Here is a 26066-nt window from a genome sequence, read left to right as displayed (position 1 = left end):
GAGTTCGCGGTTCAGGCCGGCAGGAAGCGGTAGCCTCCGCCGCGAACGGTTTCGATCAGCCTGTCGTGGCCGGTGGGCTGCAGCGCCAGCCTCAGGCGGCGGATGTGGACATCGACCGTTCGCTCCTCAATATACACGTGGTCGCCCCAGACATTGTCGAGAAGGCGCGAGCGCGACAGCACCCGGTCGGGGTGCTTCATGAAGAAGTGCAGCAGCCGGAACTCGGTCGGGCTCAGGCTGACCGGCGTGTCGCCGGCGAACACCCGCAGCGTCGCCGGCTCGAGCCGGATGCCGGCCACCTCGACCGGGTCCTCGGCGGTTTCCGGCGCGGCCCGCCGCAGCAGCGCGCGCACCCGGGCCAGCAGTTCGCGCGGGGAGAACGGCTTGGTCACGTAGTCGTCGGCGCCCACGTCGAAGCCCTGCAGCTTGTCGCCTTCCTGGGCGCGCGCGGTCAGCATCAGGATCGGGATCTCGCGGGTGCGCGGGTCGGCGCGCAGCCTCTTCGCGTAGTCGATGCCCGACTGTCCGGGCAGCATCCAGTCGAGGATGATCAGGTCGGGGATCATGACGTCGAGATGCGCCTGCGCGGCCTCCGCGCTCTCGACGCCGGTGGGCAGGTGCCCGGCGTGGCGCAGGTTCACGCCGAGCAGTTCGCGGATGGCGGGCTCGTCTTCGACGATCAGTATGCGTGCGGACACAGGGCGGTTCCTGCTGGTTTCGACGCCCTTCAGATTATGACCGGCAGGTGACGGAACGATGACGCCGGCTCACGGAGCGTCGGCGCCGCCGGCCGCGGCCGGCAGCTTGCGCCACAGGTAGCGCCGCTCGGGAGATGGATCGGGATGAGAGCCGCCGACGATCAGCCGCCAGTGCGAGACCGGGCAGGCGTGCTTCGCGTGCAGATGGCGGACGGCCCGCTCGACGCCGACCCGGTCGCGCGCGTTGCGCACCAGCGTCAGGTGCGCCTTGAAGGGGCGGCGGTCGAACTTCACCTTCCCCCCGCTCAGGCGCTCGCGAACCGCGGCGACCATCTCCGCGAGCCAGACGGGCTGTTCCTCCGGGCCCGCCCACAGCAGCGCCGGGCCGAAGCGCCCGATCTCGTCCATCGCGAAGCCTGGGTTGCGTTCGGGCAGGCCGGCAAGCAGCGCGGCGAGGCGATCGCCCTCGGAGAACGGCAGTTCGCCGATGAAGGCGAGCGTCAGGTGCAGGTCGCGCGCGGCGAGCGGCCTGCCGCGGCATTGCCGCGCGAGGTCGGCCGCCAGCTGCCCGAGCCGCCTCGCGGCGATCGGGTCGGGACGCAGCGCGACGAAGAAGCGCGAAGCGGTCGGTTCGGCCATCGGTCGATTGTACGTAGCCGGGCCCGCCGGTGGCATTCCCCGCGGCGCGATCGAAGGCGGGGCGGGCCGGACGCTTTCCGTGCAACTGCGCACACGCGCCTGTGCAGGGGACATGAGAGACTTCCGCTCACTGGAACGGCAGGCGAACGGGGCGCGGAGCGATGGCAGGCGAAACGGCGGGCAGGATCCTGGTGACCGGCGGGGCCGGCTACATCGGCTCGCACACGGTGGTCGAGCTGATGCAGGCCGGCCGCGAGGTCGTCGTGCTGGACGACCTGTCGAACGCGAACCCGGAGTCGCTGAAGCGGGTCGAGCGCATCGTCGGCAGGCCGGTGCCGCTGGTCGTGGGCGACGTCCGCGACGAGGCGCTGCTGCGCCGGCTGCTCGAGCGCGAGCGCTTCGACGCGGCGATCCACTTCGCCGGCCTGAAGGCGGTCGGGGAATCGGTGGCGCAGCCGCTGCGCTACTACGACGTGAACGTGGGCGGCACGACCACGCTGCTGCGCTGCCTCGGCGAGGCCGGCGTGACCCGCTTCGTGTTCAGCTCATCCGCCACCGTGTACGGCGACCCCGACAAGGTGCCCATCGAAGAAGGCGCGCGCACCGGGCCGACCAACCCGTACGGCCGCAGCAAGTGGATGGTCGAGCAGGTGCTGAACGACCTGGCCGCTTCGGACCCTCGCTGGGCGATCGGAATCCTGCGCTACTTCAACCCGGTGGGCGCGCACGAGAGCGGCCTGATCGGCGAGGACCCGCGCGGCGTCCCGAACAACCTGATGCCCTTCGTGAGCCAGGTGGCGGTCGGCAGGCTGCCGCAGCTGTCGGTGTTCGGCGGCGACTGGCCCACGCCCGACGGCACCGGCGTGCGCGACTACATCCACGTCGTCGACCTGGCGCGCGGCCATCTCGCGGCGGTCGACCGGGTGAAGACGCAAGCAGGCGCGTTCACGGTGAACCTGGGCACCGGCACCGGCTACTCGGTGCTGGACATGGTCCGAGCCTTCGAGAAGGCGAGCGGGCGGCCGGTGCCCTATCGGATCGTCGATCGCCGGCCCGGCGACATCGCCGCCTGCTACGCGGATCCGGCGTTGGCCGAACGGCTGCTGGGCTGGCGCGCCGAGCTGGGGCTGGAGCGGATGTGCGCCGACGCCTGGCGCTGGCAGAGCGGGAATCCGGCGGGGTATCCGGCGGGCGGCTGAGCCCGATGCCGCTTGGCGCGGCGGCGTCGCGGCAAACTGGCAGAATTCGCCCGATGCGACGCTCTCGCCCTCGAATCGTGCCCGCCCGATGCTGAGGATCACCGAACTCCGCCTGCCGCTCGACCATGCGCCGGACGCGCTGCGCCCGGCCATCGCCGCGCGGCTCGGCATCGACGAGGTCGACCTGCTCGGCTTCACCGTGTTCCGGCGCAACTACGACGCGCGCCGCAAGACCGCGATCGTGCTGATCTACACGATCGACTGCGAGGTGGCCGGCGAGGCCGCGGTGCTGGCGCGCTTAGCCGACGACCGCCACGTTCGCCCCGCGCCCGATACCCGCTACCGGCTTGTCGCGCAGGCGCCGGCCGACTTCTGCGCGTCGCAGCGGCCGCGGCCGGTGGTGATCGGCTTCGGGCCCTGCGGCATCTTCGCGGCGCTGGTGCTCGCCCAGATGGGCTTGTGCCCGATCGTGCTCGAGCGCGGCAAGGCGGTGCGCGAGCGCACGAAGGACACCTGGGGGCTGTGGCGAAAGAGCGTGCTGAATCCGGAGTCGAACGTGCAGTTCGGAGAAGGCGGCGCAGGCACCTTCTCCGACGGCAAGCTGTGGAGCCAGATCAGCGACCCGCGGCATCTCACTCGAAAGGTGCTCGAGGAGTTCGTGAAGGCCGGCGCGCCCGAGGAGATCCTCTACGTCGGCAAGCCGCACATCGGCACCTTCCGCCTGGTCAGCATGGTCGAGAAGATGCGCGCCGAGATCCTCGCGCTCGGCGGCGACATCCGCTTCGGGCAGAAGGTCGTCGACCTGCTGGTCGAGGATGCCCCCGGCGGCGAGCGCGCCGCTGGCGCGGCGCCCGGCGGGGGCGCGCGCCGGCAGGTCCGCGGCCTCGTGCTGGCCGGCGGCGAGCAGATCCGCACCGACCACGTGGTGCTGGCGCTCGGCCACAGCGCGCGCGACACCTTCGCGATGCTGCATTCGCGCGGCGTCTACATGGAGGCCAAGCCCTTCTCGGTGGGCTTCCGTATCGAGCATCCGCAGAGCCTGATCGACCGTGCGCGCTTCGGCCCGAACGCCGGGAATCCGATCCTCGGCGCGGCCGACTACAGGCTTGTGCACCACGCGAAGAACGGCCGCTCGGTCTACAGCTTCTGCATGTGCCCGGGCGGCACCGTGGTGGCCGCCACCTCGGAGCCCGAGCGGGTGGTCACCAACGGCATGAGCCAGTACTCGCGCGCCGAGCGCAACGCGAACGCAGGCATCGTCGTGGGCATCTCGCCCCAGGACTACCGCCAGGATCGCGGCGCGAGCGGGCCGGTGTCGCCGCTCGACGGCATCGCCTTCCAGCGCTTCTGGGAGTCGCGCGCCTATGCGCTGGGCGGGGGCGCCTATCACGCGCCCGGCCAGCTCGTCGGCGACTTCGTGGCCGGACGTCACGGCAAGGCGGTCACGCGCGAGTTCGGCAGCGTGCTGCCCTCGTACAAGCCCGGCGTGACGCTGACCGACCTGGCCGAGCCGGGCAACGAGAGCCTGCCGGCCGAAGTGCTGGCCGCGATCCGCGAGGCGCTGCCGGCCTTCGAGCGCCAGATCCCCGGCTTCGCGATGGCCGACGCGGTGCTGACCGGCGTGGAGACCCGCACCTCGTCGCCGTTGCGGATCACGCGCGGCAAGGACTACCAGAGCCTGAACGTGGCGGGGCTGTACCCGGCGGGCGAGGGCGCCGGCTACGCAGGCGGCATCATGTCCGCGGGCGTGGACGGCATCGAGGTGGCGGAGGCGCTCGGCGCGCGGATGATCGCCGGCGGGTCAGGCTAGAGCGATCATCGCCGACGTGCGGCGCACGTCGCGCTCGAAGGCGGCGAGGGTGTGGTCCGAGGTCGGCGAGTTCAGCAGCACGGTGCGCGCCACCTCGGCGTGGCGCTCGAAGGTCGTGCCGAGCGCGGCGCGGGTCTCGGCCGGCAGCTCGTGGAGCATCGCGGTGACCAGCGCCTCGAGCGCGATCAGGCTGCCCTTCAGGTCGCAGATCCTCTCGGTGGCTTCCTGCAGGTCTTTCATCGGATCGTCTCCAAAGAAAAAAACCGCGGCCGGGGCCGCGGTTTTCGTTCGCGTGCCCCGGGCAGGGGCCGCGATGCCGATCAGTCGATCGCGCGGATCTTCGCGGCCTGCGGGCCTTTCTGGCCCTGGACCACTTCGAACTGGACGCGCTGGCTTTCGGCCAGGGTCTTGAAGCCGCTGCCCTGGATTTCGCTGAAGTGGGCGAACAGGTCCTTCCCGCCGGTGTCAGGCGTGATGAAGCCGAAGCCCTTGCTTTCGTTGAACCATTTGACGATACCGGTCTCGGTCATGTCGATTTCCTTTTGATGAGTGTTGCGCAAGCACATGCCGACGCAGTGCAGAAACGCCAAGAAACTCACCGCTGGGAATTTCGACCGAGCCTGCCGGAGAACCCGGCCGGTGCAGAGGAGACTTACAGAAATACAGTCTTGAACAGATCTACAAAACGGATAGTACAGGAAGCGGGGGCACAGGGATACCTTTATTTTCGCTGCCTTCGACATGCCCGTCGACCCGCACCACGATGCATGCCTTCGCATCCATGCACGGGGCTCAATCCGGCGCGGCCTGGTTTACCTGCGTGACCATCACCTGGTCGATCTTGTAGCCGTCGACGTCCATCACCTCGAAGCGGTGGCCGGCCCAGGTGAGCGTGTCGGTGCGGCGCGGGATTCGCCGCAGCATCACCATCAGGAAGCCGGCAAGCGTGTCGTACTGGCCGCGGTGGGGCAGCAGCGCGGCGTCGGCGTCGATCGCGCGGGCCACGTCGCCGATCGGCGTCAGGCCGTCCATCAGCCAGGAGCCGTCGTCGCGGCGCACGATCTGCTCTTCGTCACCCGGGGCGACCAGGCTGCCCATTACCGTGCTCATCACGTCGTTCAGCGTGATGATCCCCACCACCAGGCTGTACTCGTTGACGATGACCGCGAAGTCCTCGTGTGCCTGCCGGAACTGCTCGAGCACCTCGGACAGCGTGAGCCGGTCGGGCACGATCAGCACCTTGCGGATCAGGTCGCCGGCGGATTCGTCCTTCAGCGAGATCGACTCGTTCTGCAGCACGCGCTGGAACAGGTCGGGCGCGTCCACGTAGCCGATCACCTGGTCGATGTGCTGGTCGCAGACCAGGTAGGTGGAGTGCGGCTCCGAGGCGATGCGGCTGCGGATCTGCTCGTCGCTGTCGTCGAGCAGCAGGTAGACGATCCGCTCGCGCGCGGTCATCGCGCTTTCCACGGTGCGGGTGTCGAGCTCGAACACGTTCTCGATCACCTGCTGCTCCTGCACCGCCAGCAGGCCGGCCTGCGCGCTGGCTTCGGCCATGGCGAGGATGTCGGCCGAGGTCACGCGCTCGTCGCGTTCGGTGGGCAGGCGGAAGATGCGGATCAGGAAGTTGGCCAGTCCGTCGAAGACCCACACGGCGGGGCGCAGCACGAACATCCACCATCGCATCGGCCCGACCACGCGCAGCACCAGCGCCTCGGGGCTGACCATCGCGAGCCGCTTCGGGAACAGGTCGGAGAACAGCACGAACAGCGAAGTCACCGTGGCGAAGGAGGCCACGAAGCCGATCGTGGCCGCCGCTGCCGGGCTGGCGACGTGCTCGAGCAGCGACACGAACCACGGCGTGAGCGCGCCTTCGCCGACGATGCCGCCGAGGATCGCCACCATGTTCTGGCCGATCTGCACGACGGTGAAGTAGTTGCCCGGGTGTTGCTGGATCGCCAGGGCGCGCGTGGCGCGCTGGTCGCCGGCATCGGCGAGTTGCTGCAGGCGCAGCCGGCGCGCCGCCGCCATCGCGATCTCGGACAGCGACAGGAAGGCGCTCGCCAGGATCAGCAGCGCGATCAGCACCAGTGTGAGCGGAGACTCCATGCGTTGACGGTGACGGTACCGGGTCGGGTTAGGTCGGGTCGGGGCTGGTGAGGCGGCGCGCTACTCGCCGATGCTGAAGAAGCTGCGCCGTCCGCGCAACTCGGTGACCTGGCGCAACAGCATCGCGAAATCCTCGTCGCGCTCGATCGGGTTCAGGTGCTCGGTGTTCACGATCAGCAGCGGCGCCTCGTCGTAGTGGTAGAAGAAGCGGCTGTAGGTGTCGGCCAGCGCGCGCAGGTAGGGCTCGGAGAGGCCGGCCTCCATCGCGATGCCTCGCCTCTGCACCCGCTCGACCAGCGTGTCGGGCTGGGCCTGCAGGTAGATGACCAGGTCGGGCGTGGGCGCCTGCGGGCTCAGGCTGTCGAAGATCTGCTGGTACAGCTTCAGCTCGTCGTCGTCGAGCGTGAGCCGCGCGAACAGCGGGTCCTTGTCGAGCAGGAAGTCGCCGACCATCGCCTGCGAGAACAGGTCGTGCTGGGCCAGGTCGCGCAGCTGGTTGACCCGCTGGAACAGGAAGAACAACTGGGTGGGCAGCGCGTAGCGGCGGCTGTCGCGGTAGAAGCGCTCGAGGAACGGGTTGCCCGCGGGTTCCTCGAGCACCGGCTGCGCGCCGAAGCGCTCGGCGAGCTTGCGCGCCAGCGAGGTCTTGCCCGCGCCGATCGGCCCCTCGACGACGATGTGCCGGAAGCGTTCGAAGGGCGAGGCGGAATCGGGGCTGGCGCCCGGCGCGAAGGTCGGGGTGTCGGTCATCGGGAGCGAGAGGCAGTCGTCACGAGCGGAAGATGAAGTACACCGCGCCCAGCATGCAAAGCGCGGCCCACAGGTAGTCGAGCTTGACCGGCTGGTTCATGTAGAGCACGGCGAAGGGCACGAACACCGCGAGCGTGATCACCTCCTGGATGATCTTCAGCTGCGGCAGCGTGAAGTGTCCGAATCCTATCCGGTTCGCGGGCACCTGGAGCATGTATTCGAAGAACGCGACGCCCCAGCTGACCAGCGCGGCGATCCACCAGGGTCGCGCCGCCAGGTCCTTCAGGTGCGCGTACCACGCGAAGGTCATGAAGACGTTCGACAGCGTCAGCAGCAGGACCGTCTGCAGGGGGATCGGCAGCGTGCTCATCGCGACTCTCGCGCAGTGGATGGATTGCCGGGCGGCGTTCAGGTGGTTGGCGCGGGGCGGTCGCCCGGCGCCGCGAGCTTGGTCGGCCCCGGCCAGTCGGGCGCGGCGGGCAGGCGTTCGATCCGCTGGTCGGCCACGCGCGCGAGCAGCGCATCGATCCGCCCGCGGCCCGGCACGACCAGGCCCGGGGCGAGCTCGGCCAGCGGTGCCAGCACGAAGGCGCGAAGATGCATGCGCGGGTGCGGGAGCGACAGCTCCGGCGAGTTCGACACCGAGTCGCCGTGCATCAGCAGGTCGAGGTCGAGCAGCCGCGGCGCATTGCGGTAGGGGCGCTCGCGGCCGGCCGCATCCTCGATCCGGTGCAGCGCGGCCAGCAGCTCGCCGGCCGGCATCGCGGTGTCGAGCGCGGCGACCGCGTTCAGGAAGTCGGGGCCGGCCGCGTCCACCGGCGCGCTGCGGTACAGCGATGACACCGCGGCCACGCGGGTGCCGGGCAGCGCCGCCAGCGCTGCCAGCGCGACGGACAGCGCCCGACAGGCGTCGCCGAGATTCGCGCCGAGGGCGACCCAGGCGCGCGCCGGGCTTTCCATTCGGGGCGATCCGGGCTCAGGCGGCCTGGCCGGGATCGCTCTGGTCGCGGGCCTCGCCGATCTCGGCCCGGCCTTCGCCGCCCTCGCCGCGGCCCTTGCGCCCGCTGCGGCGGCGGCGCTTGCGGGCACCGCCGGCCCCGGCCCCGGCGCCGGCGCGGGCCGCCTGGGCCTGGGCGATCAGCGCCTCGCGCTGCCCGGCGTCGGCGCCCTGGAAGTCGGTCCACCAGCGGCACAGTTCGTCGGGCACCTCGCCGGCCTGGCCGCGCAGCAGCAGGAAGTCGTAGCCGGCGCGGAAGCGCAGGTGCTCGACCAGGCCCCAGGGCGAGCGGCCGGTTCGCCGCTCGAAGCGCGGCTGCATCATCCAGATCTCGCGCATGTCGGCGAGGAACCGGCGGGTGATCGCGAGCCGGTTGCCCTGCTCGTCGATGACCGAGTCGATCGCGTCGGACAGCGCCGGGATCGCGGGCTCGCCGCGCGCGACGCGCTCGCGCCAGCGCGCCGCCACCGGCTCCCAGAGCAGCGTGGCGAACAGGAAGCCGGGCGAGATCGTGCGGTCGGATCGCACCCGCTCGTCGGTGCGCGCGAGCGCGATCGACACGAAGCTCTCGCCGTCGGGCTGCTCGAGGATCACGTCGAGCATCGGCAGCATGCCGTGGTGCAGGCCCTCGCGCCGCAGCTCGTGCAGGCAGGCCATCGCGTGTCCCGACGTGAGCAGCTTCAGCATCTCGTCGAACAGTCGCGCCGACGGCACGTTGCGCACCAGCGGCGCGAGGCCCGCGATCGGTTTCTTAGTGGCCGGCTCGACCTTGAAGCCGAGCTTGGCCACGAAGCGCGCCACGCGCAGCATGCGCACCGGGTCTTCGCGGAAGCGCGTGGTCGGGTCGCCGATCATCCGCAGCGTGCGCGCCTTCAGGTCGCGGACGCCGTCGTGGTAGTCGAGGACCAGGTCGGCGACCGGGTCGTAGTACAGCGCGTTGATCGTGAAGTCGCGCCGCGCGGCGTCCTCGGCCTGGGTGCCCCAGACGTTGTCGCGCAGCACGCGGCCGTGCTCGTCGGTCTCGGCGTCTTCCTGGATCGCGCGGAAGGTCGACACCTCGATCTGCTCGCGCCCGTGCATCACGTGCACGATCTGGAAGCGCCGCCCGATGATCCGCGAGCGCCGGAACAGCGCGCGCACCTCGTCGGGCGTGGCATCGGTGGCCACGTCGAAGTCCTTCGGCTTCAGGTCGAGCAGCAGGTCGCGCACGCCCCCGCCCACGATCCACGCCTGGTGGCCGGCTTTCTGCAGCGTCTCGCAGGTGCGCAGCGCCCCCTGCGACACGTTGTCGATCCTCACGCCGAGTTCCGATGCGCGGTACTGCTTCGGCTTGCGCCGCACCGCGGCGCGCGGCCCCTTGCGGCCGTTGATCAGCTTGTCGATGAGCTTGCGGATCATTCGAAGAGCCTCAGGACCTGCCAGCCGCGCGCGCCGGCCAGCGCCGCCAGGCGCTCGTCGGGGTTCGTGGCGACCGGGTTCGTGACCTGCTCGAGCAGTGGCACGTCGTTCGACGAGTCGCTGTAGAACCAGCTCTCGCCGAAGTCGGCGAAGTCGCGACCGTGGCCGGCGAGCCACTCGCGGGTGCGAAGGATCTTGCCCTCGCGGAACGACGGGGTGCCGTGCGGCCGGCCGGTGTAGCGTCCGTCGATGCGCTCCACGCCGGTGGCGATCAGGTGCTCGATGCCGAAGGCGCGGGCGATCGGCGCGGTGACGAACTCGTTGGTCGCGGTGACGATCGCGCACAGGTCGCCGCGGTCGAGGTGGCCGCGCACCAGTTCCAGCGCGCGCGGCCGGATCTGCGGCCGGATCACCTCGTCCATGTACTGCGCGTGCCAGCGCTCGAGCGTCTCGGGCGGATGCTCGCCGAGCGGCGCGAGCTGGAAAGCGAGGAACTCGTGGATGTCGAGCGTGCCGGCGTGGTACTGCCGGAAGAATTCGTCGTTGCGTCGCTCGTACTCGGCGCCGTCGACGACGCCGATGCGCACGAGAAACCGCGCCCACTCGTAGTCGCTGTCGATCGGCAGCAGCGTGTAGTCGAGGTCGAACAGCGCGAGCCGCGCGGGCCCGGCGCCGGGCGCCGGCGCAGTGCTGGAGGGGGTGTCTTTTAAATGCATGATTTCAATGCGATTTTACCAGCCGCTCGGCATTCTCGAATTCGCGCAGCAAGGGCAGGGTGATCGCGCGCTTGCGCTCGAGCGCGTAGCGGTCGAGCGCGTCGAGCAGGCGCAGCAGCCAGCGGATGTCGCGCGAGCGGTGGGTGAGCAGCCAGCGAATCAGCTCGTCGGGCAGCGCGATGCCCCGGCCCTGCGCGGCACGGCGCAGCGCGTCGGCCTTGTCCACGTCGGTCAGCAGCACGAGCCGCAGCACCACGCCCCAGCCGAGCCGGGTGCGCAGCTCGTCGCGCAGGGCCAGCGCCAGCGGCGGCTGCGTGCCGGTCGCGACGAAGGCCGCGCCGGGCAGCGCGCGCACCCGGTTGAACAGGTGGAAGACTTCCTGCTGGCGCGCGTCGTCGAGGCGGTCGCAGTCGTCGACGATGACGACCGGCGCCTGCGGGGCGGCGGTGTCGGTGCCCAGCCTTGCCAGCACCTCTGCGAAGGCTTCGGCCTCCGAGGACGGTCCGAGGCAGGCGGCCCGCTCGCCCGCTGCGGCCGCCAGTGCGTCGAGCAGGTGGGTCTTGCCGACGCCCGGCTCGCCCCACAGGTAGATCGCGCGGCCGGTCGCCGGCGCGGCGGTCGAGGCGGGCACCGGCTCGGCGAGCGCGCGCAGCGCGGCCAGCGCCTCGGCGTTGCCGCCGGCCACGTAGTTGTCGAAGGAGGCCGGCTCGGCCGCGCTCAGCTCGAGCGGGATCTGGCGCATCGGGCCCGGGTCGGATCGATTCACTGGCCAGACTCGCGGCGGTAGAAGTCGCTGTCCAGCCACGCGCGCCTGAGCCGGCGCAGGCCGACCGCAGCGATCGCGGCCATCGGCAGCGCGAGCAGCACCCCCACGAAGCCGAACAGCGCGCCGAAGGCGAGCAGCGCGAAGATCACCGCCACTGGATGCAGGCCGATCCGCTCGCCGACCAGGCGCGGCGTGAGCCAGGTGCTCTCGACCACCTGCGCGATGCCGTAGACGATCGCCACCGACACGAAGCCGGCCAGCGGTCCGAGCTGCAGCATGCCGGCGATCGCGGCGAACACGAAGCCGAGCGCGAAGCCGATGTAGGGGATGAAGATCAGCAGCCCGCTCAGCACGCCGATCGGCAGCCACAGCTCGAAGCCGGCCACCAGCAGCGCCGCCGAGAACCACACCGACAGCGTCAGCATCACCAGCATCTGGCCGCGCAGGTACTGGCCCAGCAGCGCGTCGGTCTCGCCCAGCAGCGCGTCGATCTCGGGTTTCCAGCGCGGCGGGATCAGGTCGTGCGCGCGCCCGGTGATCTGCGGCCAGTCGGCCAGCAGGTAGAACAGCACGACCGGCACCAGGAAGAGCGTGCCGACGACCTGCAGCGCGGCGCCCCAGCCGGTCTTCGCATAGCCGAAGAGCGTGGCGAGCAGGTCGTCGCCGCCCTCGGCGAGCTGGGCTGCCAGCCACTCGCGGATCGACGCCGCGTCGAGCTGCGGCGTGACGCCGAGCGTGCGCTCGAGCCAGGGCTGCACCCGCGAGGTGATCGAGGCGACCAGGCCCGGCAGTTCGGCGCGGATGAGCGTGAACTCCTTCTGGACGATCGGCACCAGGATCAGCAGCAGCGACAGCAGCGCGAGCAGCGCCAGCGCGATCGCGAGCACCGCCGCGACCGCGCGCGGCACGCGCCGGCGCTGCAGCGCGGCCACCAGCGGCGCGAGCACGTAGGCGAGGATCGCGGCCGCGACGAAGGGCGTCAGCACCGGGCCGAGCGCGACCAGCGCCCAGACGAAGAGCGCGCCTGTCCCGGTCCACAGCAGGGTCTGGCGCTGGCGGGCGGTGAGGGGCAAGAGGCTACAATCCGACAGGAAAACGCCATTTTATCGGGCGCGGGGCGTCCCGCGGCCGGAACGCCACACGACCGTCACCACCGGATACCGCCACGATGGCCGAATCTCTCTCTTACAAGGACGCCGGCGTCGACATCGACGCCGGGGACGCGCTGGTCGACCGGATCAAGCCGCTGGCCCGGCGCACGATGCGCGACGGCGTGCTGGCCGGCATCGGCGGCTTCGGCGCGCTGTTCGAGGTTCCGAAGCGCTACCGCGAGCCGGTCCTGGTGTCGGGCACCGACGGCGTCGGCACCAAGCTGAAGGTGGCCTTCGCGCTGAACCGCCACGACACGGTCGGCATCGACCTGGTGGCGATGAGCGTCAACGACATCCTGGTGCAGGGCGCCGAGCCGCTGTTCTTCCTCGACTACTTCGCCTGCGGGCGGCTCGATGTCGACACCGCGGCACAGGTGGTCGGCGGCATTGCCCGCGGCTGCGAGCTGGCCGGCTGCGCGCTGATCGGCGGCGAGACCGCCGAGATGCCGGGCATGTATCCCGACGGCGAATACGACCTGGCCGGCTTCGCGGTCGGCGCGGTCGAGAAGTCGCGCATCCTCGACGGCTCGAAGGTCGCCGCCGGCGATGCGGTAATCGGCCTGGCTTCCAGCGGCGTGCACTCGAACGGCTATTCGCTGGTCCGCCGCATCGTCGAGCGGGCCCATGGCGGCTTCGACACGCCGGCCATGCAGGCCGACTTCGACGGCCGCAGCTTCGCCGACGCGCTGATCGCCCCGACCCGCATCTACGTGAAGCCGGTCCTCGGCCTGCTCGAGGCGCTGCCGGTCCACGGCCTGGCCCACATCACCGGCGGCGGGCTGGTCGGCAACGTGCCGCGCGTGCTGCCCGAAGACCTGCAGGCGGTGCTGCATCGCGACGCCTGGACCATGCCCCCGCTGTTCGACTGGCTGCAGCGAGAAGGCGGCGTGGCCGACGACGAGATGCACCGCGTGTTCAATTGCGGCGTCGGCATGGTCGCGATCGTGCCGGCCGATTCGGTCGACGCCGCGCTGGCCGCGCTGCACGACGCCGGCGAGACCGCCTGGAGGATCGGCGAGGTCGTCGAGCGGCGGGGCGATGCGCCGCAGACCGTGGTCGTCTGATCGTCCGGACGATCGGCAGCGGGCTCGCGCGCAGCCGCGCTCGCCTCTAGCCGGGCTGCGGCTTCTGGGAGCCTGCCTGCTGGTCGTCATGGGTCTGCCGGCCGGCGCACAGGAACTGGCGCCAGACGCGCCGGGCGAGCCGGCTGCCGGGCGGGAGCCGACGGTGCGCGCCGGGAACTACCGGCTCGAGATCGAGGCGCCCGCAGAGCTCGTCGGGCCGATCCGCGAGCGCACCCTCCTGGGGCGCTGGGTCGCCGAGAAGGGCTTCGAGCGCGAGCAGCTGCCGCTGTTCGTGATACGCGGCCGCGAGGAGGCCGCCGCGATCGTCCGCGACGCCGGATACTTCTCGGCGCAGGTCGAGGTGAAGGTCGACCCGCCGGAGGCGGCCGAGCCTGCCGCAGTGCTGGCGCCCGAGCCGCCGCCGGCCGGCGCGCCGCTGCCCACGGTGACGATCGTCGTCGATGCCGGGGCCCGGACGACCGTGTCGCGGCTCGACCTGGGCTTCGCCGGGCTGGACGGGGTCGAGGACCTGCGCGAGGCGCTGCGCGACAGCTGGCCGCTGCCCGAGGGCAGCTTCTTCCGGCCGAGCGTGTGGGAGCAGGGCAAGCGGCTGATGCTCGAGATGCTGCAGCAGCGCGGTTTCGTGCGCGCGAAGGTCGCCGACAGCCGCGCCCAGGTCGACGTGCAGGCCACCGCTGCCAGCCTGTCGCTCGCGATCGAGGCGGGCCCGCGGCTGCCCTTCGGTCCGCTCGAGGTGCGCGGGCTCGAGCGCTACGACCGCTCGATCGTCGACGCGCTGAAGCCCTGGCACGAAGCGGGCCCCGGCCGCGCGGGCGACCCCTACGACTTCGACGAACTGCTGCTGTTCCAGGCCAGGCTGCGCGGCTCGGGCTACTTCTTCGGCGCCGACGTGCTGCCCGACCTGGCCGCGGTCGAGGCCGATCCGTCGCTCGAGCAGGTGCCGATCGTGGCGGTGCTGCGCGAGCGGCGGCGCAAGCGCGTCACGCTGGGCATGGGCTACAGCTCCGACGAGGGGCCGCGCGCGCTGGTCGGCTACGAGCACCGCGACCTGTTCGGCCGGAACCTGCAGCTCGAGTCGGGACTGCTCTGGCAGGACGTCCGCCGGCGCGCCTTCGCGTCGGTGCGCACGCCGCAGCGCGAGGACGGCTACTTCGACCAGGTCGGCGCGCGCGTCGAGCGGCTCGAGGTCCAGGGCGAGCTGACCGACCGGCAGACCCTGCTGGTCGGGCGCGGCAAGCGGGGCGAGGAGATCGACCACTTCGTGTCGCTGCAGTACCAGACCGAACAGCGCACGGTGCCGCTGGATCCCGAGACGGACCGGCGCGAGGCGCTGACGCTCGGCTACAGCTGGAACCTGCGCCGGGTCGACTCGCAGGTCGATCCACGCAGCGGCTACACGATCAGCGCCCAGGTCTCAGGCGGCGCCCGCGAACTGCTCAGCGACCGAAGCTTCGTGCGGGCCTGGGCGCGCGCGATGCGCTTCTGGCCGATGCCCGAGGACTCGGCCTTCGACGGCGGCCTGCTCGTCGGCCTGGTCGAGGCCGGCGAGGTCTTCGCGTCGTCGCGCGAGGGCATTCCGACCGAGAACCTCTTCCGCACCGGCGGCACGCACACGGTGCGCGGCTACTCCTACCTGTCGCTGGGCGTGCCCGAGGGCGGCGCGATCGTCGGCGGCCGGGTCATGGCGCTCGGCAGTCTCGAGTACCAGCACCCGCTGGCGCGCGACTGGTACGGCGCGGCCTTCGTCGACGTCGGCAACGCGGTCGACAGCTGGGGCGACTGGGAACCGGCCTGGGGCACCGGCGTGGGCGTGGGCTGGCGCTCGCCGGTCGGGCCGGTGAACCTGTACCTGGCCTGGGCCGACCAGAGCCGCCGGTTCCGCTTCCACCTCTCGGTCGGGTACGCGTTCTGATGCGGGCGGGCAGGGTGATCGGCCGGCTCGCGGCGGGGCTTCTGGCCCTGCTGCTGCTCGCGGCGGCGGCGGGCGCCTGGTGGGTCGGGCAGACCGCGTCCTTCGTGCGCTGGGCGCTCGCGCACGCCTCGCAGGCGACCGGAGGGGCCCTGAGCGCCGGCGAGGTGCGCGGCTCGCTGATCGGCGGCGTGACCGTGTCGCGGGTCGAGTGGCGCGACGCCCGCCTGCAGGTCGCGATCGAGGACCTGCGGCTGGCCTGGCGGCCCGAGCGGCTGCTGGCAGGCGAGTTGCGCCTGCGCGAGCTGGGCGCGGCGCGGGTGGACGTCGCGCTCGCTGGCGGCAACGGCGGCGGCGGGCCGCCTGCGCTGCCCGAGCGCGTCGCGCTGCCGCTCGCGGTCGGCATCGATGCGCTCGAGGTCCGAGAGATCCGGGTGCGCGGCGAGGGCTTCGAGGCGCCGGCGCTGCGCGAACTGCGCGCCTCGCTGCGGCTCGACCAACGCGGCCTCCAGGTGCCGAGCCTGGCCGGCAGGGTCGACGGCTGGGCGGCCGTGGACGCCGAGGCGCGGGTGGCGGCGGCTGCGCCCTTCGCCGTCGAGCTGGCAGCGCGCATCGACCCGGCGATCGCCGCGTACCCGAAGCTGCCGCGGCTGCTCCTGGACCTGTCCGGGCCGCTCGCGGCGCTGGAGGCGCGCGTGCGCATGCTCGCCCCGGCCGGCCAGCCCGGCATCGGCGAGCCTGGAGCGCCGTCGGCCTGGGCCACCGCGCAGGCCACGATCAGGCCTTTCGAGCCGCTGCCGCTGGGGGCGCTGGCGATGGCGCTCGATGGCTTCGAGCCCGACGCGATCGGGCTGCCGGTCCCGAGGGCCCGGCTGAGCGGGGGCGCGATGCTGGAGGCCGTCGACGGCGCCGGGCCGGCGGCGCCCGCATGGCGGGGGCGGATCGCGCTGCGCAACGCGCTCGCCGGGCCGATCGACGCAGGCGCGCTGCCTTTCTCGAACCTGGTGACGGGCCTGCACTGGGATCGCGGCCGGCTGGCGCTCGACGCGCTGAAGGTCGACGCCGGCAAGCTGGCCGGCGAGCTGCGGATCGACACGACCGTGACCCGCAGGCTGTTCGGGCTGGAACTGCCGGCCGCGCAAGCAAGGCTGAGCCTGCGCGAGCTCGACCTCTCGGCGCTGCACCGGCAGGCCTGGTCCACACGGCTGAGCGGCACGCTCTCGCTGGACGCCGATGCGATCGAGTTCGATCTGGCCGACGCCCGGCGAGGCGGCGTCGGGCTCGCCGGCTCGGCCAGTCTGCAGGGCGAGCAGCTGCGGATCGCGTCGCTGAAGCTGCGAACACCGTCGGGTTCGATCGAAGCCGCCGGCAGCGCCCGCTGGCAGGCCCCCTGGCAGGTCGACCTGGCCGGGCGTTTCGACGCGCTGGAACCCGCGCGACTGGCGGCGATCGCAGGACTCGAACTGCCCGCGCAGGCGGCCGCGCTGAGCGGCCTCTCGGGCGAATGGTCGGCCACCGGCGAGGTGGCGCCGGCGCTCGCGCTCGAATCCCGGCTCAGGCTGGCCGACGGGCGCCTCGACGGCCGGCCGCTGCGGATCGACTGGCGAGGCCGGGTCGAGGCCGATCGACTGTCCGGCATCGCGTTGAGCGTGTCGCTCGGCGTGCTGCGCGCCGAGCTCTCCGGCGACGCCGGTCGCGCCGGCGACCAGCTTGGCTTCAGCGTGCGCCTGCCTTCGCTGGCCGCGGTCGACCCGATGCTGCCTTCCGGGCTGGGCATCGACGGCTCCCTGGTCGCCGAGGGCCAGCTGTCCGTCCCGGCGCTCGACGCATCGGCGCTGGAGCGCTCGCGCATCGCGGTCCGCATCGATGCGCAGCGGCTGCGCCATCCCGCGTTCACGCTCGAGAGGGCGCGCGCGCGCATCGAGGGCAGCCTCGGCAGCCACCGCGCCGAGCTCGCGCTCGCCGGCGGCCGCGCCGGCGCCACCCGTGTCGCCGGCTCGCTGTCGGCGTCGGGCGGCCTGGAGCTGCCCGGCGCGCCGGCCTGGCGCTGGCGCGGCGCCGTCGACCGGCTGGCGACCGAGGCGCCGCTGGGCGTCGGCCTGGCGGCGTCGATGCCGCTCACCGTCGAGCCCGGGCGCGTCGAGGCCGGGCCGGGCACGCTGCAGGCAGACGGCGGGCGGCTCGACCTTGCGCGCGTCGAGCTGCGCGACGGCCGCTTCGAATCCGTCGGCGAGGCGCGGGCGCTGCCGGTGTCGCGCTGGGCAGAGCGCCTGGGGCTGATTCCGGCCGACGCCGCGGCGATCGACGAGGTGCGCGTGGGCGCCGCCTGGCGGCTCGCCGGCAGCTCGATCGACGACCTCGACGGCGAGCTCGAGCTGAAGGTGTCGACCTCGGAGCGGCTCGATGCCGACGGGCAGGCGCGGCTGGCGCTGGACCGGGGCCGGCTTTCCGGCAAGGTCGACCTGGTGCTGCCCTCGCTGGCCGTGGCCAACCGGGCGATCGGGCCCGAGTGGGCGGTGGCCGGCCGGCTGGCGGTGGACGCGGAACTGTCGGGCACGCTGCGCGAGCCCAGGCTGGCCGGCAAGCTCTCCGGGCGGCAGCTGGCGATGGTGCAGCGCCGGCTTGGCTGGCGCTTTTCGGACGGCGTGCTCGACGCGCGCTTCGACGGCGACACGCTCGAGGTCGAGACGCTGCGGCTGGCCTCGGGCGAGGGATCGGTCACCCTGCGCGGTGCGCTTTCCCTGCAAGGCATGGAAGGACGCTTCCGGCTGCTCGCCGAGCGGCTGCCGGTGCCGATCGGTCCAGGCCAGCGGATCGTTCTGTCCGGCGACACGCTGATCGTCAGCGAGGCCGCGTCGCTGCGCTGGACCGGCGAGATCCGCGCCGACGAAGGCCTGATCGAGTTGCGCGGCGGCGAGGCGCCGTCTCTGCCCGACGACGTCGAGATCGTCGATGCCTCGGCGCCGCCGGCCGGAAAGGACGCCGCCGGGCAGGCCGGTTCGCCGCTGCGCCTGGGCGCCGACCTCGAGGTCGACCTGGGCGAGCGGATCCGCGTGCGCGGCAGCGGCATCGACGCCCGGCTCTCGGGCACGCTGCGGCTGACCGGAACGCTGCCGGACGCGCCGCGCGCCACCGGCACCGTGCGCATCCGGGACGGCACCTACACCGCCTACGGGCAGAAGCTCGAGATCGCCCGCGGGCGGGTGATCTTCAACGGCCCGCTGGACAACCCGGTGCTGGACATCGTCGCGATGCGGCGAGGCCCCGCGGTCGAGGCCGGCGTGGCGGTCACCGGCACCGCGCTTTCGCCGCGGGTCCGGCTCGTTTCGGAGCCCGACGTGCCCGACGCCCAGAAGCTGTCGTGGCTGGTGCTCGGCGTGGGGCCCGAGGATGCCCGAACCGGCGGCCAGGTCGCCGCGCTGCAGGCGGCCGCGGCGACCCTGTTCGGCCGCGGCGGCGACGGCCTGGTGTCGGACATCCAGCGCACGCTGGGCCTGGACGTGCTGACCGTCCGCAACGCCGCGGCGAGCGGCTTCGACGCGAACTTCGGCGCGAGCTTTCCCGGCCAGGCGGGCACCGGCAGCACGCCGACCACCGGCGCGACCCAGGACGTGATCGCGATGGGCAAGCGCTTCGGCTCGCGGATGATGGTCACTTACGAGCAGGGCCTGCGCGGCATCTGGAGCCTGCTGCGCTTCCAGTACGACATCACGCGCCGGCTGTCGGTGCGCGCGCAGACCGGCACCGACACCGCGATCGACCTGCTGTACTTCTATTCCTTCGATTGAGCGCCGGGCGCGGCGGCCTGGCCTTCGGCCGCCCGGGCCTGGTCGCGGATCCGCCGGCGCATCGCGCGCTCCTCGCGCTCGAGCCGGTCGGCCTCGTCGCGCAGCGCGCGCAGCAGCGAAGCCAGCATCAGCAGGATCACGAGCGCGAAGGGCAAGGCCATCACGATGGCCGCCGTCTGCAGCGCCTTCAGCCCGCCGCCGACCAGCAGCGCGGCCGCGATCAGTGCCACCAGGATTCCCCAAGAGAGCTTGATCCGAAGCGACGGGTCGGGATTGCCCCGGTCGCTGAGCATGCCGAGCACGAAGGTCGCGGAGTCGCCCGAGGTGACGAAGAACACCAGCACCAGGATCGTCGCGACGACGGACAGCAGCAGCGACGCGGGCAGGGTGTCGAACAGCGCGAACAGCGCGGTCGCGGCGTTCTGCCCCGCGGCTTCGGAAAGCGCCACGCCCTCGAAGATCTCGACGTGCAGGGCCGTGCCGCCGAAGACCGAGAACCAGGCGAAGCCGGCGAGGCTGGGGACGAGCATCGTGCCGATCACGAACTCGCGGATCGTGCGCCCGCGCGAAACCCGGGCGATGAACAGGCCCACGAACGGCGACCACGATATCCACCAGGCCCAGTAGAAGACCGTCCAGCCGCCGACCCAGGTGGACTCGGCGCGGAAGGGCGTGAGCCTCAGGCTCATCTGCACGAACTCCGACAGGTAGCGCCCGAGCGTGGTCGTGAAGGTGTCGAGGATCGCGGCAGTCGGCCCGACCAGCAGCACGAACAGCGCGAGCAGCCCGGCGAGGATCAGGTTGGTGTTCGACAGCCACTTGATGCCGCGCTCGAGGCCCGAGGCGGACGACGCCAGGAAGATCGCGGTGGTGACCGCGATGATGCCGATCTGCGAGGCGACCCCGACCGGCAGCCCGAAGACCCGCGCCAGGCCGCTGTTGATCTGCAGCGCGCCCAGGCCCAGCGAGGTCGCCACGCCGAAGGCGGTCGCGAGCACCGCGAGCAGGTCGACCGCGTGCACCCAGCGGCCCTGCATGCGGTCGGGCAGCCCCGACATCGTCGCGCCGATCGTGATCGGCAGCTTGCGCCGGAACTGGAAGAACGCGATTGCGAGCGCCACCACGCTGTAGACCGCCCAGGGGTGCGCGCCCCAGTGGAAGAAGGCGTAGCGCATCGCCGCGTTCGCCGCTTCCGGCGTCTTCGCCGCGATGCCGGGCGGCGGGGCCACGTAGTGGGAGAGCGGCTCGGCGACGCCCCAGAACACCAGGCCGATGCCCATGCCGGCGGCGAACAGCATCGAGAACCACGACATGCGCGAGAAGGCCGGCTCCTCGTCGTCGTCGCCCAGCCTGATGCTGCCGTAGCGGCCGAAGGCGAGAACCAGGCTGGCGACGACCAGCGCGAAGACCGTCCACAGGTAGAACCAGCTGAACTTCTGCGTGGTGAAGGCGAGGGCCGCGCCGGCCACGCCCTCGAAGTGCTTCGGCGCGGCGAGCGCCCAGCCCACGAAGCCGGCGATCAGGACGTAGGCGAGGTTGCGCAGCATCGTGTCGTTTCCTTGTCGGGTGCCGGTCGGAGTCGCTATCGAGGGGGCGCCGCCCGCTCGCCCGCGCCCGGCGCGCCGGCGGGCCCGGCGCCCGCCTCCGGGCGAAGGCCGGCGACGATCGCCGCGACCAGCGCGTCCACCGCCTCGCCGACGTCGAGCGTCAGCGCATCGCGCGGCGGCTCGAGCGTCGCGAACTGGCTCGCCAGCAGCGCCGGCGGCATGTAGCGGTGCCGGCGCGCGGCCAGCCGCGCGCCGATCAGCTCGGCGCTGCCCGACAGGTGAACGAAGCGCAGCCCGGGCAGGCCGGCGGCCAGCGTGTCGCGATAGCGCTGGCGCAACGCCGAGCAGGCGAGCACCACCGGCCGGCCGGCGGCCACCGATTCCCGCATCATCGCGTTGAGCCGCGCCAGCCACGGCGCCCGGTCTGCGTCGTCGAGCGGGATCCCGGCGCGCATCTTCTCGACGTTGGCCGGCGGGTGGAAGTCGTCGCCGTCGGCGAAGCGCCAGCCCAGCGCCTGCGCGAGCGCGCCGCCCACGGTCGACTTGCCGCAGCCCGACACGCCCATCACGACGATCGCGTCGACCGGCCCGCTCACGGCTGCGCCTTCGTGGCCGAGGCCGCGGTCACCGCGTGGCCGCCGAAACCCTTGCGCATCAGCGCGAGCAGGCGGTTGCCGGTATCGGCGCGGCCCTGCGAGTCGAAGCGGCTCATCAGCGCCATCGCGATCACCGGGGCCGGCGTGCCCTGCCGCACCGCCTCGTCGACGGTCCAGCGACCCTCGCCCGAGTCGGGCACCAGCGGGGCGACCGAGCCGATCGCGCCGGGCTCGCGAAGCGCGTCGGCGGTCAGGTCCAGCAGCCAGGAGCGCACGACGCTGCCGTGCCGCCACAGCTCGGCGATCGCGCCCAGGTCGAGCTTCATGTCCGCGCGGCCTTCGAGCAGCGCGAAGCCTTCAGCGATCGCCTGCATCATCCCGTACTCGATGCCGTTGTGGATCATCTTGGTGAAGTGGCCGGCGCCGGCGGGGCCGCAGTGCAGCCAGCCGCGATCGGGCGCCGGGGCGAGCGCGCGGGCATAGCCGGCCACGCGTTCGGCGACCCGGGCGTCGTCCGCGCCGAACATCAGGCAGTAGCCGTTCTCGAGCCCCCACACGCCGCCCGACACGCCGCAGTCGGCGAAGGCGATGCCGGCGGCCGCCATGTCGGCGGCGCGGCGCTGCGAGTCGAGGTAGTTCGCGTTGCCGCCGTCGACGACCAGGTCGCCGGCCGACAGCAGGCCGCGCAGCTCGGCCAGCGCGGTCTCGGTGATCTCGCCGGCCGGCAGCATCAGCCAGATCGCGCGCGGCGCGGGCAGCGCGGCCACCGCGTCGGCGAGCGAGCCGTGCAGGCGCAGGCTCGGCTCGCCGGCCAGCGCGTCGCGGCTCGCGGCCTGCGGGTCGAAGCCTTCGACCGCGATGCCCGCCCGCGCGAGGCGCCGCGCCATGTTGCCGCCCATCCTGCCCAGTCCGATCATCGCGATCGGCGCCGGGCCTGCGGTGGAGTCGCCGGCCGCCGTCGCGGCCGTGTGGGTCGTTTCGCTCATTGCCGTCCGTCCTTTGCGGGTGCCTCGTGTGCTGACGCGTTTTCGCGATTATCGTCGGCTCGCGCGCGGCGCGCCGGGCGCGCTTCGGCGAAACGGCCCGGGGGCGCCCCTCGGTCAGGCGCCGACCGCGCGGCGCATCGCTTCCAGCGCCTGCGCGGCGGCATTCGCGGCCAGGCAGTCGACCGTCGTGCGGCCGGGCATCGCGCGCAGCCAGGTCAGCTGGCGCTTGGCGAGCTGGCGCGTCGCGGCGATGCCGGCGGCCACAGTCTGGCGCCAGGCTTCGCCGCCCGGCTCGCCGGCATCGCACCACTGCCACAGCTGCCGGTAGCCGACGCAGCGCATCGACGGCAGCCCCGCGTGCAGGTCGCCGCGCGCCCGCAGCCGTCGAACCTCGTCGACGAAGCCGGCGGCGATCATCGCCTCGAAGCGCTGCGCGATGCGCTCGTGCAGCGCCGCGCGCGAAGAGGGCTCCAGCGCGATCGTCGCGATCGCCTGCCCGGGGCCCTCGGCCGGGCGCTGTCGCTCGAGCCACTCCGACATCGGCACGCCGGTCAGCTCGGCGATCTCGAGCGCGCGCTGGATCCGCTGCGCGTCGTTCGGCGCGAGCCGCGAGGCGGTGCGCGGGTCGATCGCCGCGAGTCGCGCGTGCAGCGCCGGCCAGCCGAGCGCGCGGGCCTCGTCCTCGATCCGGTCGCGCAGGGCGGGGTCGCCCTGCGGCAGCGCGTGCAGGCCCTCGGCGAAGGCCTTCGCGTAGAGCATCGTGCCGCCGACCAGCAGCGGCAGCCGGCCGCGGTCGCGGATCGCCGCGATCGCGGCCCGGGCGTCGGCCACGAAGCGCGCCGCCGAGTAGCTCTCGGTGGGCTCGATCAGGTCGATCAGGTGGTGCGGCACCCGGCGCCTTTCCTCGGCGCTCGGCTTGGCGGTGCCGATGTCCATGCCGCGGTAGACCAGCGCCGAGTCGACCGACACGATCTCGACCGGCAGCCGCGAGGCGATCTCCAGCGCGGCCGCCGTCTTGCCCGAGGCGGTCGGCCCGAGCAGCATCACCACCGGGGCGTCGCCGGCGGTCATCGGCCGCGCAGGAACAGGCGGTCGAGCTCGTCGATGCCGACCTGCACCCAGGTCGGCCGGCCGTGGTTGCACTGGTCGGCGGCCGGCGTGCGCTCGATGTCGCGCAGCAGCGCGTTCATCTCGTCGAGGCCCAGCCGCCGGTTCGCGCGCACCGCGGCGTGGCAGGCCATCGTGGCGAGCAACTGGTCGCGGCGCGCGGCCAGTGCCGCCGAGGCGCCGTACTCGCGCAGTTCGGCGATCACCGATCGCGCCAGGCCGACCACGTCGCCGCGGGCCAGCTCGGCCGGCACCGCGCGCACCGCCAGCACGTCGGGACCCATCGCGGTGATCTCCAGCCCGAGCCGGGCGATCGCGTCCTGCTCGTCCTCGACCGCCCGCACGTCGAGCGGATCGGCACGAAAGGTGGCCGGGATCAGCAGCGGCTGCTGCGACAGGCCCGTTTCGGAGACGGCCGACTTCAGGCGCTCGTAGACGATCCGCTCGTGCGCGGCGTGCATGTCGACGACGACCAGGCCGGCTGCGTTCTGGGCGAGCACGTACAGGCCGTGCAGCTGCGCGATCGCGTAGCCGAGCGGCGGGATGCCGGCGGGCCCCCCTTGCGCGTCGTCGGGCATGGCGGCCGCCCGTGCTTCGTCGTGCGCGCTCGGCAGAGCGGCGTCGCGGCCGGCGAGCCGGTCCGTGCCGGTCGACGGGGACGGGCCGGCCCCGGGCGCCGCGCCGTCGCGGGCCAGCATGTCCAGGAAACCGCCGCCGGGCCCGGGCGCGTGGAAGGCGAGGCTGCGGCTCACGTCGGCGGCGGTGAGCCGGGAGCCGATCGCGCCGCCCCGCGCGGCGAACCGGAAGGCCTCGAAGCCCGGCGCTGCGGCCGCGGCGGGGGCCGGGGCCGGCCAGCTGCCCCCGGCGCGCTCCCCAGGCTCGGCCTCGGCCCCGGTCGCGCGGTGCGCCTCGCGCAGCGCGTCCTGGACCGCGTGGAACACGAAGGAGCGCACGGCCGACGCGTCGCGAAAGCGCACCTCGGTCTTGGCCGGGTGCACGTTCGCGTCGACCAGCGACGGGTCAAGCCACAGGTAGAGCACCCAGGCCGCGTGCCGGTCGCCGTGCATCATGTCGGCGTAGGCCTGCCTGGCCGCGTAGCCGAGCAGGCGGTCGCGCACGAAGCGGCCGTTGACGTAGAGGAACTGGCGGTCCGCGCGGGCCCGGTTCAGCGTGGGCGCGCCCAGCACCCCCTGCAGTCGCAACCCCCCGGCCTCGGCGTCGACGACCCGGTGGGCGCTCCGGTACTCGTCGCCAAGCCCCGCCAGCGCGCGCTCGCGCCAGCCGGTGGCGGGCATCGGGTCGGCGGCGCGGCCGTCGTTGATCGCTTCGAAGGCGATGTCCGGGTGCGCCAGCGCGACCCGGCGCAGCGCCTCCAGGCAGTGCGCCGCTTCGGTGGCGGGCGTCTTGAGGAACTTGCGCCGGGCCGGCGTGGCCGCGTACAGGTCGAGCACCTCGATCGTGGTGCCGCGAGTGCCGGCGGCCGGCTCGATCTTCCCGCTGTCGGCGTCGAGGCGGCTGGCATGTCCGGCCTCGGCGGTCCGGCTCGTGATCACCAGCCGGGCCACCGAGGCGATCGAGGCGAGCGCCTCGCCGCGAAAGCCCAGCGTGGCCACCCGCTCGAGCTCCTCGAGCGAAGCGATCTTGCTGGTCGCGTGCCGCCGCGGGGCCAGCGGCAGCTCGGTCTCGGGGATGCCAGCGCCGTCGTCGGAGACCACGATGCGGCGAACGCCGCCCTCCTCGATCCGCAAAGAGATCCGCGTCGCGCCGGCGTCGATCGCGTTCTCCAGCAGTTCCTTGACGACCGAGGCCGGCCGCTCGACGACCTCGCCGGCGGCAATCTGGCTGATCAGGCGGTCGGGAAGCGGCGCGATCGGGCGCCGCGGCAGCGGGGAATTCATGGCGCGATTATAGGTAGGCGACGCATCCGCGCTCGGTGGGTGCCGCATCCGCACGCGGCGGCCGCCGCATCCGTGCATGCACTTGACCGATGTCAGCGATCGCCGCCGCGGCCCCGCGTAGCATCGGCCTCGTAGTCTGGTCAACCCGGGGCGTGCGGCGCGGCGCTCCACAGTCGGCCGGCCGCAAACGGCCGGAGTCGCAGATGAAGATACTCGCGATCAGCCGCGACGAGTCGGGCCTCGGTCCGCTCGCCGAACCCCTGCGGATGGCCGGCCATCAGGTCGAGGCGGCCGCGTCGACCGCGGCGGCCGACGAGGCGCTGCGCGGTGGGCACTTCGACGCGATCGTCGTCGACCTGGTCGGGTCGGCGGACGACGAGATCGCCTGGCTGCGCAGCCTGCGCGAGCGGCGGGTGCGCCTCGGCGTGGTCACGGTCAGCGCGCTCGACGCGGTCGACACGCGGCTCGCCGCGATCGAGGCCGGCGCCGACGACCACCTGGTGCGCCCGGTCGATCCGCGCGAGCTGGTCGCGCGCTGCCAGGCCCTGCTGCGCCGGCAGGGGGGCGTGCTGCGCTCGGACGTCGTCGTGTGCGGCGAACTGGTCGTCGACAGCCGGCGGCGCGAGGTCAGGCACGGCTCAGTGCCGATCGACCTCACTCCGCGCGAGTGGTCGATCCTGGAGTTCCTCGTGTTGCACGCGGGTGCGGCGGTCACCAAGGACAGGCTGCTGCGGGCGATCGCCGGCTGGGACGAGCGGCTCGCGCCCAATGCGATCGAGGTCTACGTGTCGCGGCTGCGCGGCAAGCTCGCCGGAACCGGCGCGCGGATCAGCACGGTGCGAGGCGTCGGCTACCGGCTGGAGCAGCCCGTCGAGGCCGCCTGAGCCCTTTGTCGGACCCGCCCGGGGCCGCTGCCG

General features: G+C 72.8%; 23 protein-coding genes. 6 read left to right on the top strand and 17 right to left on the bottom strand.

All coding sequences use genetic code 11. From position 1 onward, the window contains the following. Nucleotides 1-11: 11 nt before the first annotated feature. Both phoB and thpR read right to left on the bottom strand, forming a co-directional pair. Nucleotides 12-698, bottom strand: a complete 687-nt coding sequence (gene phoB / locus M6I34_RS08600; protein WP_272485283.1) for a phosphate regulon transcriptional regulator PhoB — start codon at nucleotides 696-698, stop codon at nucleotides 12-14. A 69-nt stretch (nucleotides 699-767) separates the two neighbouring features. Next, nucleotides 768-1337: an RNA 2',3'-cyclic phosphodiesterase gene (gene thpR / locus M6I34_RS08595; protein WP_272485282.1), complete on the bottom strand. Its 570-nt coding sequence runs from the start codon at nucleotides 1335-1337 to the stop codon at nucleotides 768-770. A gap of 161 nt (nucleotides 1338-1498) precedes the next feature. On the opposite strand from thpR, the gene galE reads away from it, so the two are divergent. Together galE and M6I34_RS08585 are read left to right on the top strand one after the other, a co-directional pair. Continuing rightward, nucleotides 1499-2536 carry a UDP-glucose 4-epimerase GalE gene (gene galE, locus M6I34_RS08590; protein WP_272485281.1) on the top strand — a complete coding sequence of 346 codons (1038 nt, stop codon included), beginning with the start codon at nucleotides 1499-1501 and terminating at the stop codon, nucleotides 2534-2536. 88 nt (nucleotides 2537-2624) lie between these two features. Continuing rightward, complete coding sequence (locus M6I34_RS08585) at nucleotides 2625-4346, top strand: NAD(P)/FAD-dependent oxidoreductase (protein ID WP_272485280.1); 1722 nt, start codon at nucleotides 2625-2627, stop codon at nucleotides 4344-4346. On the opposite strand, the gene M6I34_RS08580 is transcribed toward M6I34_RS08585, so the two are convergent. The 10 genes from M6I34_RS08580 to M6I34_RS08535 all read right to left on the bottom strand — a co-directional run bounded on the left by M6I34_RS08580 (nucleotide 4338) and on the right by M6I34_RS08535 (nucleotide 12155). Continuing rightward, nucleotides 4338-4586, bottom strand: coding sequence for a hypothetical protein (locus tag M6I34_RS08580; RefSeq protein ID WP_272485279.1), 249 nt, complete (start codon nucleotides 4584-4586; stop codon nucleotides 4338-4340). The genes M6I34_RS08585 and M6I34_RS08580 overlap by 9 nt on opposite strands. 80 nt (nucleotides 4587-4666) lie before the next feature. Next, the gene (gene cspE, locus M6I34_RS08575; protein ID WP_272485278.1) at nucleotides 4667-4876 is read right to left on the bottom strand and encodes a transcription antiterminator/RNA stability regulator CspE; all 210 of its coding nucleotides are present in this window, start codon (nucleotides 4874-4876) and stop codon (nucleotides 4667-4669) included. 262 nt (nucleotides 4877-5138) lie between these two features. Continuing rightward, entirely contained in the window at nucleotides 5139-6455 is a 1317-nt protein-coding gene (gene paeA, locus M6I34_RS08570; protein ID WP_272485277.1) for a polyamine export protein PaeA, read from the bottom strand. A gap of 60 nt (nucleotides 6456-6515) precedes the next feature. After that, nucleotides 6516-7205 carry a deoxynucleoside kinase gene (locus M6I34_RS08565; RefSeq protein ID WP_272485276.1) on the bottom strand — a complete coding sequence of 230 codons (690 nt, stop codon included), beginning with the start codon at nucleotides 7203-7205 and terminating at the stop codon, nucleotides 6516-6518. Between the two features lie 19 nt (nucleotides 7206-7224). Continuing rightward, complete coding sequence (locus M6I34_RS08560) at nucleotides 7225-7575, bottom strand: DMT family protein (RefSeq protein ID WP_147702810.1); 351 nt, start codon at nucleotides 7573-7575, stop codon at nucleotides 7225-7227. 38 nt (nucleotides 7576-7613) lie between these two features. Continuing rightward, nucleotides 7614-8165 (bottom strand): 2-amino-4-hydroxy-6-hydroxymethyldihydropteridine diphosphokinase, encoded by a 552-nt coding sequence (gene folK, locus M6I34_RS08555; RefSeq protein WP_272485275.1) that lies wholly within the window; start codon nucleotides 8163-8165, stop codon nucleotides 7614-7616. 16 nt (nucleotides 8166-8181) lie between these two features. Next, nucleotides 8182-9600, bottom strand: a complete 1419-nt coding sequence (gene pcnB / locus M6I34_RS08550) for a polynucleotide adenylyltransferase PcnB (RefSeq protein WP_272485274.1) — start codon at nucleotides 9598-9600, stop codon at nucleotides 8182-8184. Further along, complete coding sequence (locus M6I34_RS08545; protein WP_272485273.1) at nucleotides 9597-10316, bottom strand: histidinol-phosphatase; 720 nt, start codon at nucleotides 10314-10316, stop codon at nucleotides 9597-9599. The genes pcnB and M6I34_RS08545 overlap by 4 nt, the downstream gene beginning before the upstream one ends. A gap of 4 nt (nucleotides 10317-10320) precedes the next feature. Then, nucleotides 10321-11082: a DnaA regulatory inactivator Hda gene (gene hda, locus M6I34_RS08540; protein WP_272485272.1), complete on the bottom strand. Its 762-nt coding sequence runs from the start codon at nucleotides 11080-11082 to the stop codon at nucleotides 10321-10323. Then, nucleotides 11079-12155: an AI-2E family transporter gene (locus M6I34_RS08535; protein WP_272485271.1), complete on the bottom strand. Its 1077-nt coding sequence runs from the start codon at nucleotides 12153-12155 to the stop codon at nucleotides 11079-11081. Before M6I34_RS08535 ends, hda begins: the two co-directional genes overlap by 4 nt. 95 nt (nucleotides 12156-12250) lie before the next feature. On the opposite strand from M6I34_RS08535, the gene purM reads away from it, so the two are divergent. The 3 genes from purM to M6I34_RS08520 all read left to right on the top strand — a co-directional run bounded on the left by purM (nucleotide 12251) and on the right by M6I34_RS08520 (nucleotide 19015). Further along, nucleotides 12251-13297, top strand: a complete 1047-nt coding sequence (gene purM / locus M6I34_RS08530; protein WP_272485270.1) for a phosphoribosylformylglycinamidine cyclo-ligase — start codon at nucleotides 12251-12253, stop codon at nucleotides 13295-13297. A 163-nt stretch (nucleotides 13298-13460) separates the two neighbouring features. Then, on the top strand, nucleotides 13461-15230 hold the full coding sequence (locus M6I34_RS08525) for an autotransporter assembly complex protein TamA (protein WP_272485269.1): 1770 nt from the start codon (nucleotides 13461-13463) through the stop codon (nucleotides 15228-15230). Further along, nucleotides 15230-19015: a translocation/assembly module TamB domain-containing protein gene (locus tag M6I34_RS08520; protein ID WP_272485268.1), complete on the top strand. Its 3786-nt coding sequence runs from the start codon at nucleotides 15230-15232 to the stop codon at nucleotides 19013-19015. Before M6I34_RS08525 ends, M6I34_RS08520 begins: the two co-directional genes overlap by 1 nt. On the opposite strand, the gene M6I34_RS08515 is transcribed toward M6I34_RS08520, so the two are convergent. The 5 genes from M6I34_RS08515 to mutL form a co-directional block, all read right to left on the bottom strand. Beyond that, nucleotides 19000-20562 carry a BCCT family transporter gene (locus M6I34_RS08515; RefSeq protein WP_272485267.1) on the bottom strand — a complete coding sequence of 521 codons (1563 nt, stop codon included), beginning with the start codon at nucleotides 20560-20562 and terminating at the stop codon, nucleotides 19000-19002. The genes M6I34_RS08520 and M6I34_RS08515 overlap by 16 nt on opposite strands. Before the next feature lie 35 nt (nucleotides 20563-20597). Beyond that, complete coding sequence (locus M6I34_RS08510) at nucleotides 20598-21128, bottom strand: gluconokinase (RefSeq protein WP_418953544.1); 531 nt, start codon at nucleotides 21126-21128, stop codon at nucleotides 20598-20600. Between the two features lie 26 nt (nucleotides 21129-21154). Then, nucleotides 21155-22144, bottom strand: coding sequence for a phosphogluconate dehydrogenase (NAD(+)-dependent, decarboxylating) (gene gnd, locus M6I34_RS08505; RefSeq protein ID WP_272485265.1), 990 nt, complete (start codon nucleotides 22142-22144; stop codon nucleotides 21155-21157). A 114-nt stretch (nucleotides 22145-22258) separates the two neighbouring features. Then, on the bottom strand, nucleotides 22259-23215 hold the full coding sequence (miaA, locus tag M6I34_RS08500; protein WP_272485264.1) for a tRNA (adenosine(37)-N6)-dimethylallyltransferase MiaA: 957 nt from the start codon (nucleotides 23213-23215) through the stop codon (nucleotides 22259-22261). Then, nucleotides 23212-25149, bottom strand: a complete 1938-nt coding sequence (gene mutL / locus M6I34_RS08495; RefSeq protein ID WP_272485263.1) for a DNA mismatch repair endonuclease MutL — start codon at nucleotides 25147-25149, stop codon at nucleotides 23212-23214. The genes miaA and mutL overlap by 4 nt, the downstream gene beginning before the upstream one ends. 203 nt (nucleotides 25150-25352) lie before the next feature. Here mutL and M6I34_RS08490 point away from each other — a divergent pair, with 203 nt between their 5' ends. Continuing rightward, nucleotides 25353-26033 carry a winged helix-turn-helix domain-containing protein gene (locus M6I34_RS08490; protein ID WP_272485262.1) on the top strand — a complete coding sequence of 227 codons (681 nt, stop codon included), beginning with the start codon at nucleotides 25353-25355 and terminating at the stop codon, nucleotides 26031-26033. The last annotated feature ends 33 nt before the right edge of the window (nucleotides 26034-26066 follow it).

Origin of the sequence: Zeimonas sediminis, assembly GCF_023721795.1 — a bacterium.
GTDB lineage: Bacteria > Pseudomonadota > Gammaproteobacteria > Burkholderiales > Burkholderiaceae_E > Zeimonas > Zeimonas sediminis.
This window is presented reverse-complemented; position numbering and strand designations above follow the sequence as displayed.

Bases quoted from the DNA above. Each gene is read 5' to 3' on its own strand.
- thpR (WP_272485282.1), bottom strand. From the start codon at position 1,337: ATGGCCGAACCGACCGCTTCGCGCTTCTTCGTCGCGCTGCGTCCCGAC.
- galE (WP_272485281.1), top strand. From the start codon at position 1,499: ATGGCAGGCGAAACGGCGGGCAGGATCCTGGTGACCGGCGGGGCCGGC.
- M6I34_RS08585 (WP_272485280.1), top strand. From the start codon at position 2,625: ATGCTGAGGATCACCGAACTCCGCCTGCCGCTCGACCATGCGCCGGAC.
- M6I34_RS08580 (WP_272485279.1), bottom strand. From the start codon at position 4,586: ATGAAAGACCTGCAGGAAGCCACCGAGAGGATCTGCGACCTGAAGGGC.
- cspE (WP_272485278.1), bottom strand. From the start codon at position 4,876: ATGACCGAGACCGGTATCGTCAAATGGTTCAACGAAAGCAAGGGCTTC.
- paeA (WP_272485277.1), bottom strand. From the start codon at position 6,455: ATGGAGTCTCCGCTCACACTGGTGCTGATCGCGCTGCTGATCCTGGCG.
- M6I34_RS08565 (WP_272485276.1), bottom strand. From the start codon at position 7,205: ATGACCGACACCCCGACCTTCGCGCCGGGCGCCAGCCCCGATTCCGCC.
- M6I34_RS08560 (WP_147702810.1), bottom strand. From the start codon at position 7,575: ATGAGCACGCTGCCGATCCCCCTGCAGACGGTCCTGCTGCTGACGCTG.
- folK (WP_272485275.1), bottom strand. From the start codon at position 8,165: ATGGAAAGCCCGGCGCGCGCCTGGGTCGCCCTCGGCGCGAATCTCGGC.
- pcnB (WP_272485274.1), bottom strand. From the start codon at position 9,600: ATGATCCGCAAGCTCATCGACAAGCTGATCAACGGCCGCAAGGGGCCG.
- M6I34_RS08545 (WP_272485273.1), bottom strand. From the start codon at position 10,316: ATGCATTTAAAAGACACCCCCTCCAGCACTGCGCCGGCGCCCGGCGCC.
- purM (WP_272485270.1), top strand. From the start codon at position 12,251: ATGGCCGAATCTCTCTCTTACAAGGACGCCGGCGTCGACATCGACGCC.
- M6I34_RS08520 (WP_272485268.1), top strand. From the start codon at position 15,230: ATGCGGGCGGGCAGGGTGATCGGCCGGCTCGCGGCGGGGCTTCTGGCC.
- M6I34_RS08515 (WP_272485267.1), bottom strand. From the start codon at position 20,562: ATGCTGCGCAACCTCGCCTACGTCCTGATCGCCGGCTTCGTGGGCTGG.
- M6I34_RS08510 (WP_418953544.1), bottom strand. From the start codon at position 21,128: ATGGGCGTGTCGGGCTGCGGCAAGTCGACCGTGGGCGGCGCGCTCGCG.
- gnd (WP_272485265.1), bottom strand. From the start codon at position 22,144: ATGAGCGAAACGACCCACACGGCCGCGACGGCGGCCGGCGACTCCACC.
- miaA (WP_272485264.1), bottom strand. From the start codon at position 23,215: ATGACCGCCGGCGACGCCCCGGTGGTGATGCTGCTCGGGCCGACCGCC.
- mutL (WP_272485263.1), bottom strand. From the start codon at position 25,149: ATGAATTCCCCGCTGCCGCGGCGCCCGATCGCGCCGCTTCCCGACCGC.
- M6I34_RS08490 (WP_272485262.1), top strand. From the start codon at position 25,353: ATGAAGATACTCGCGATCAGCCGCGACGAGTCGGGCCTCGGTCCGCTC.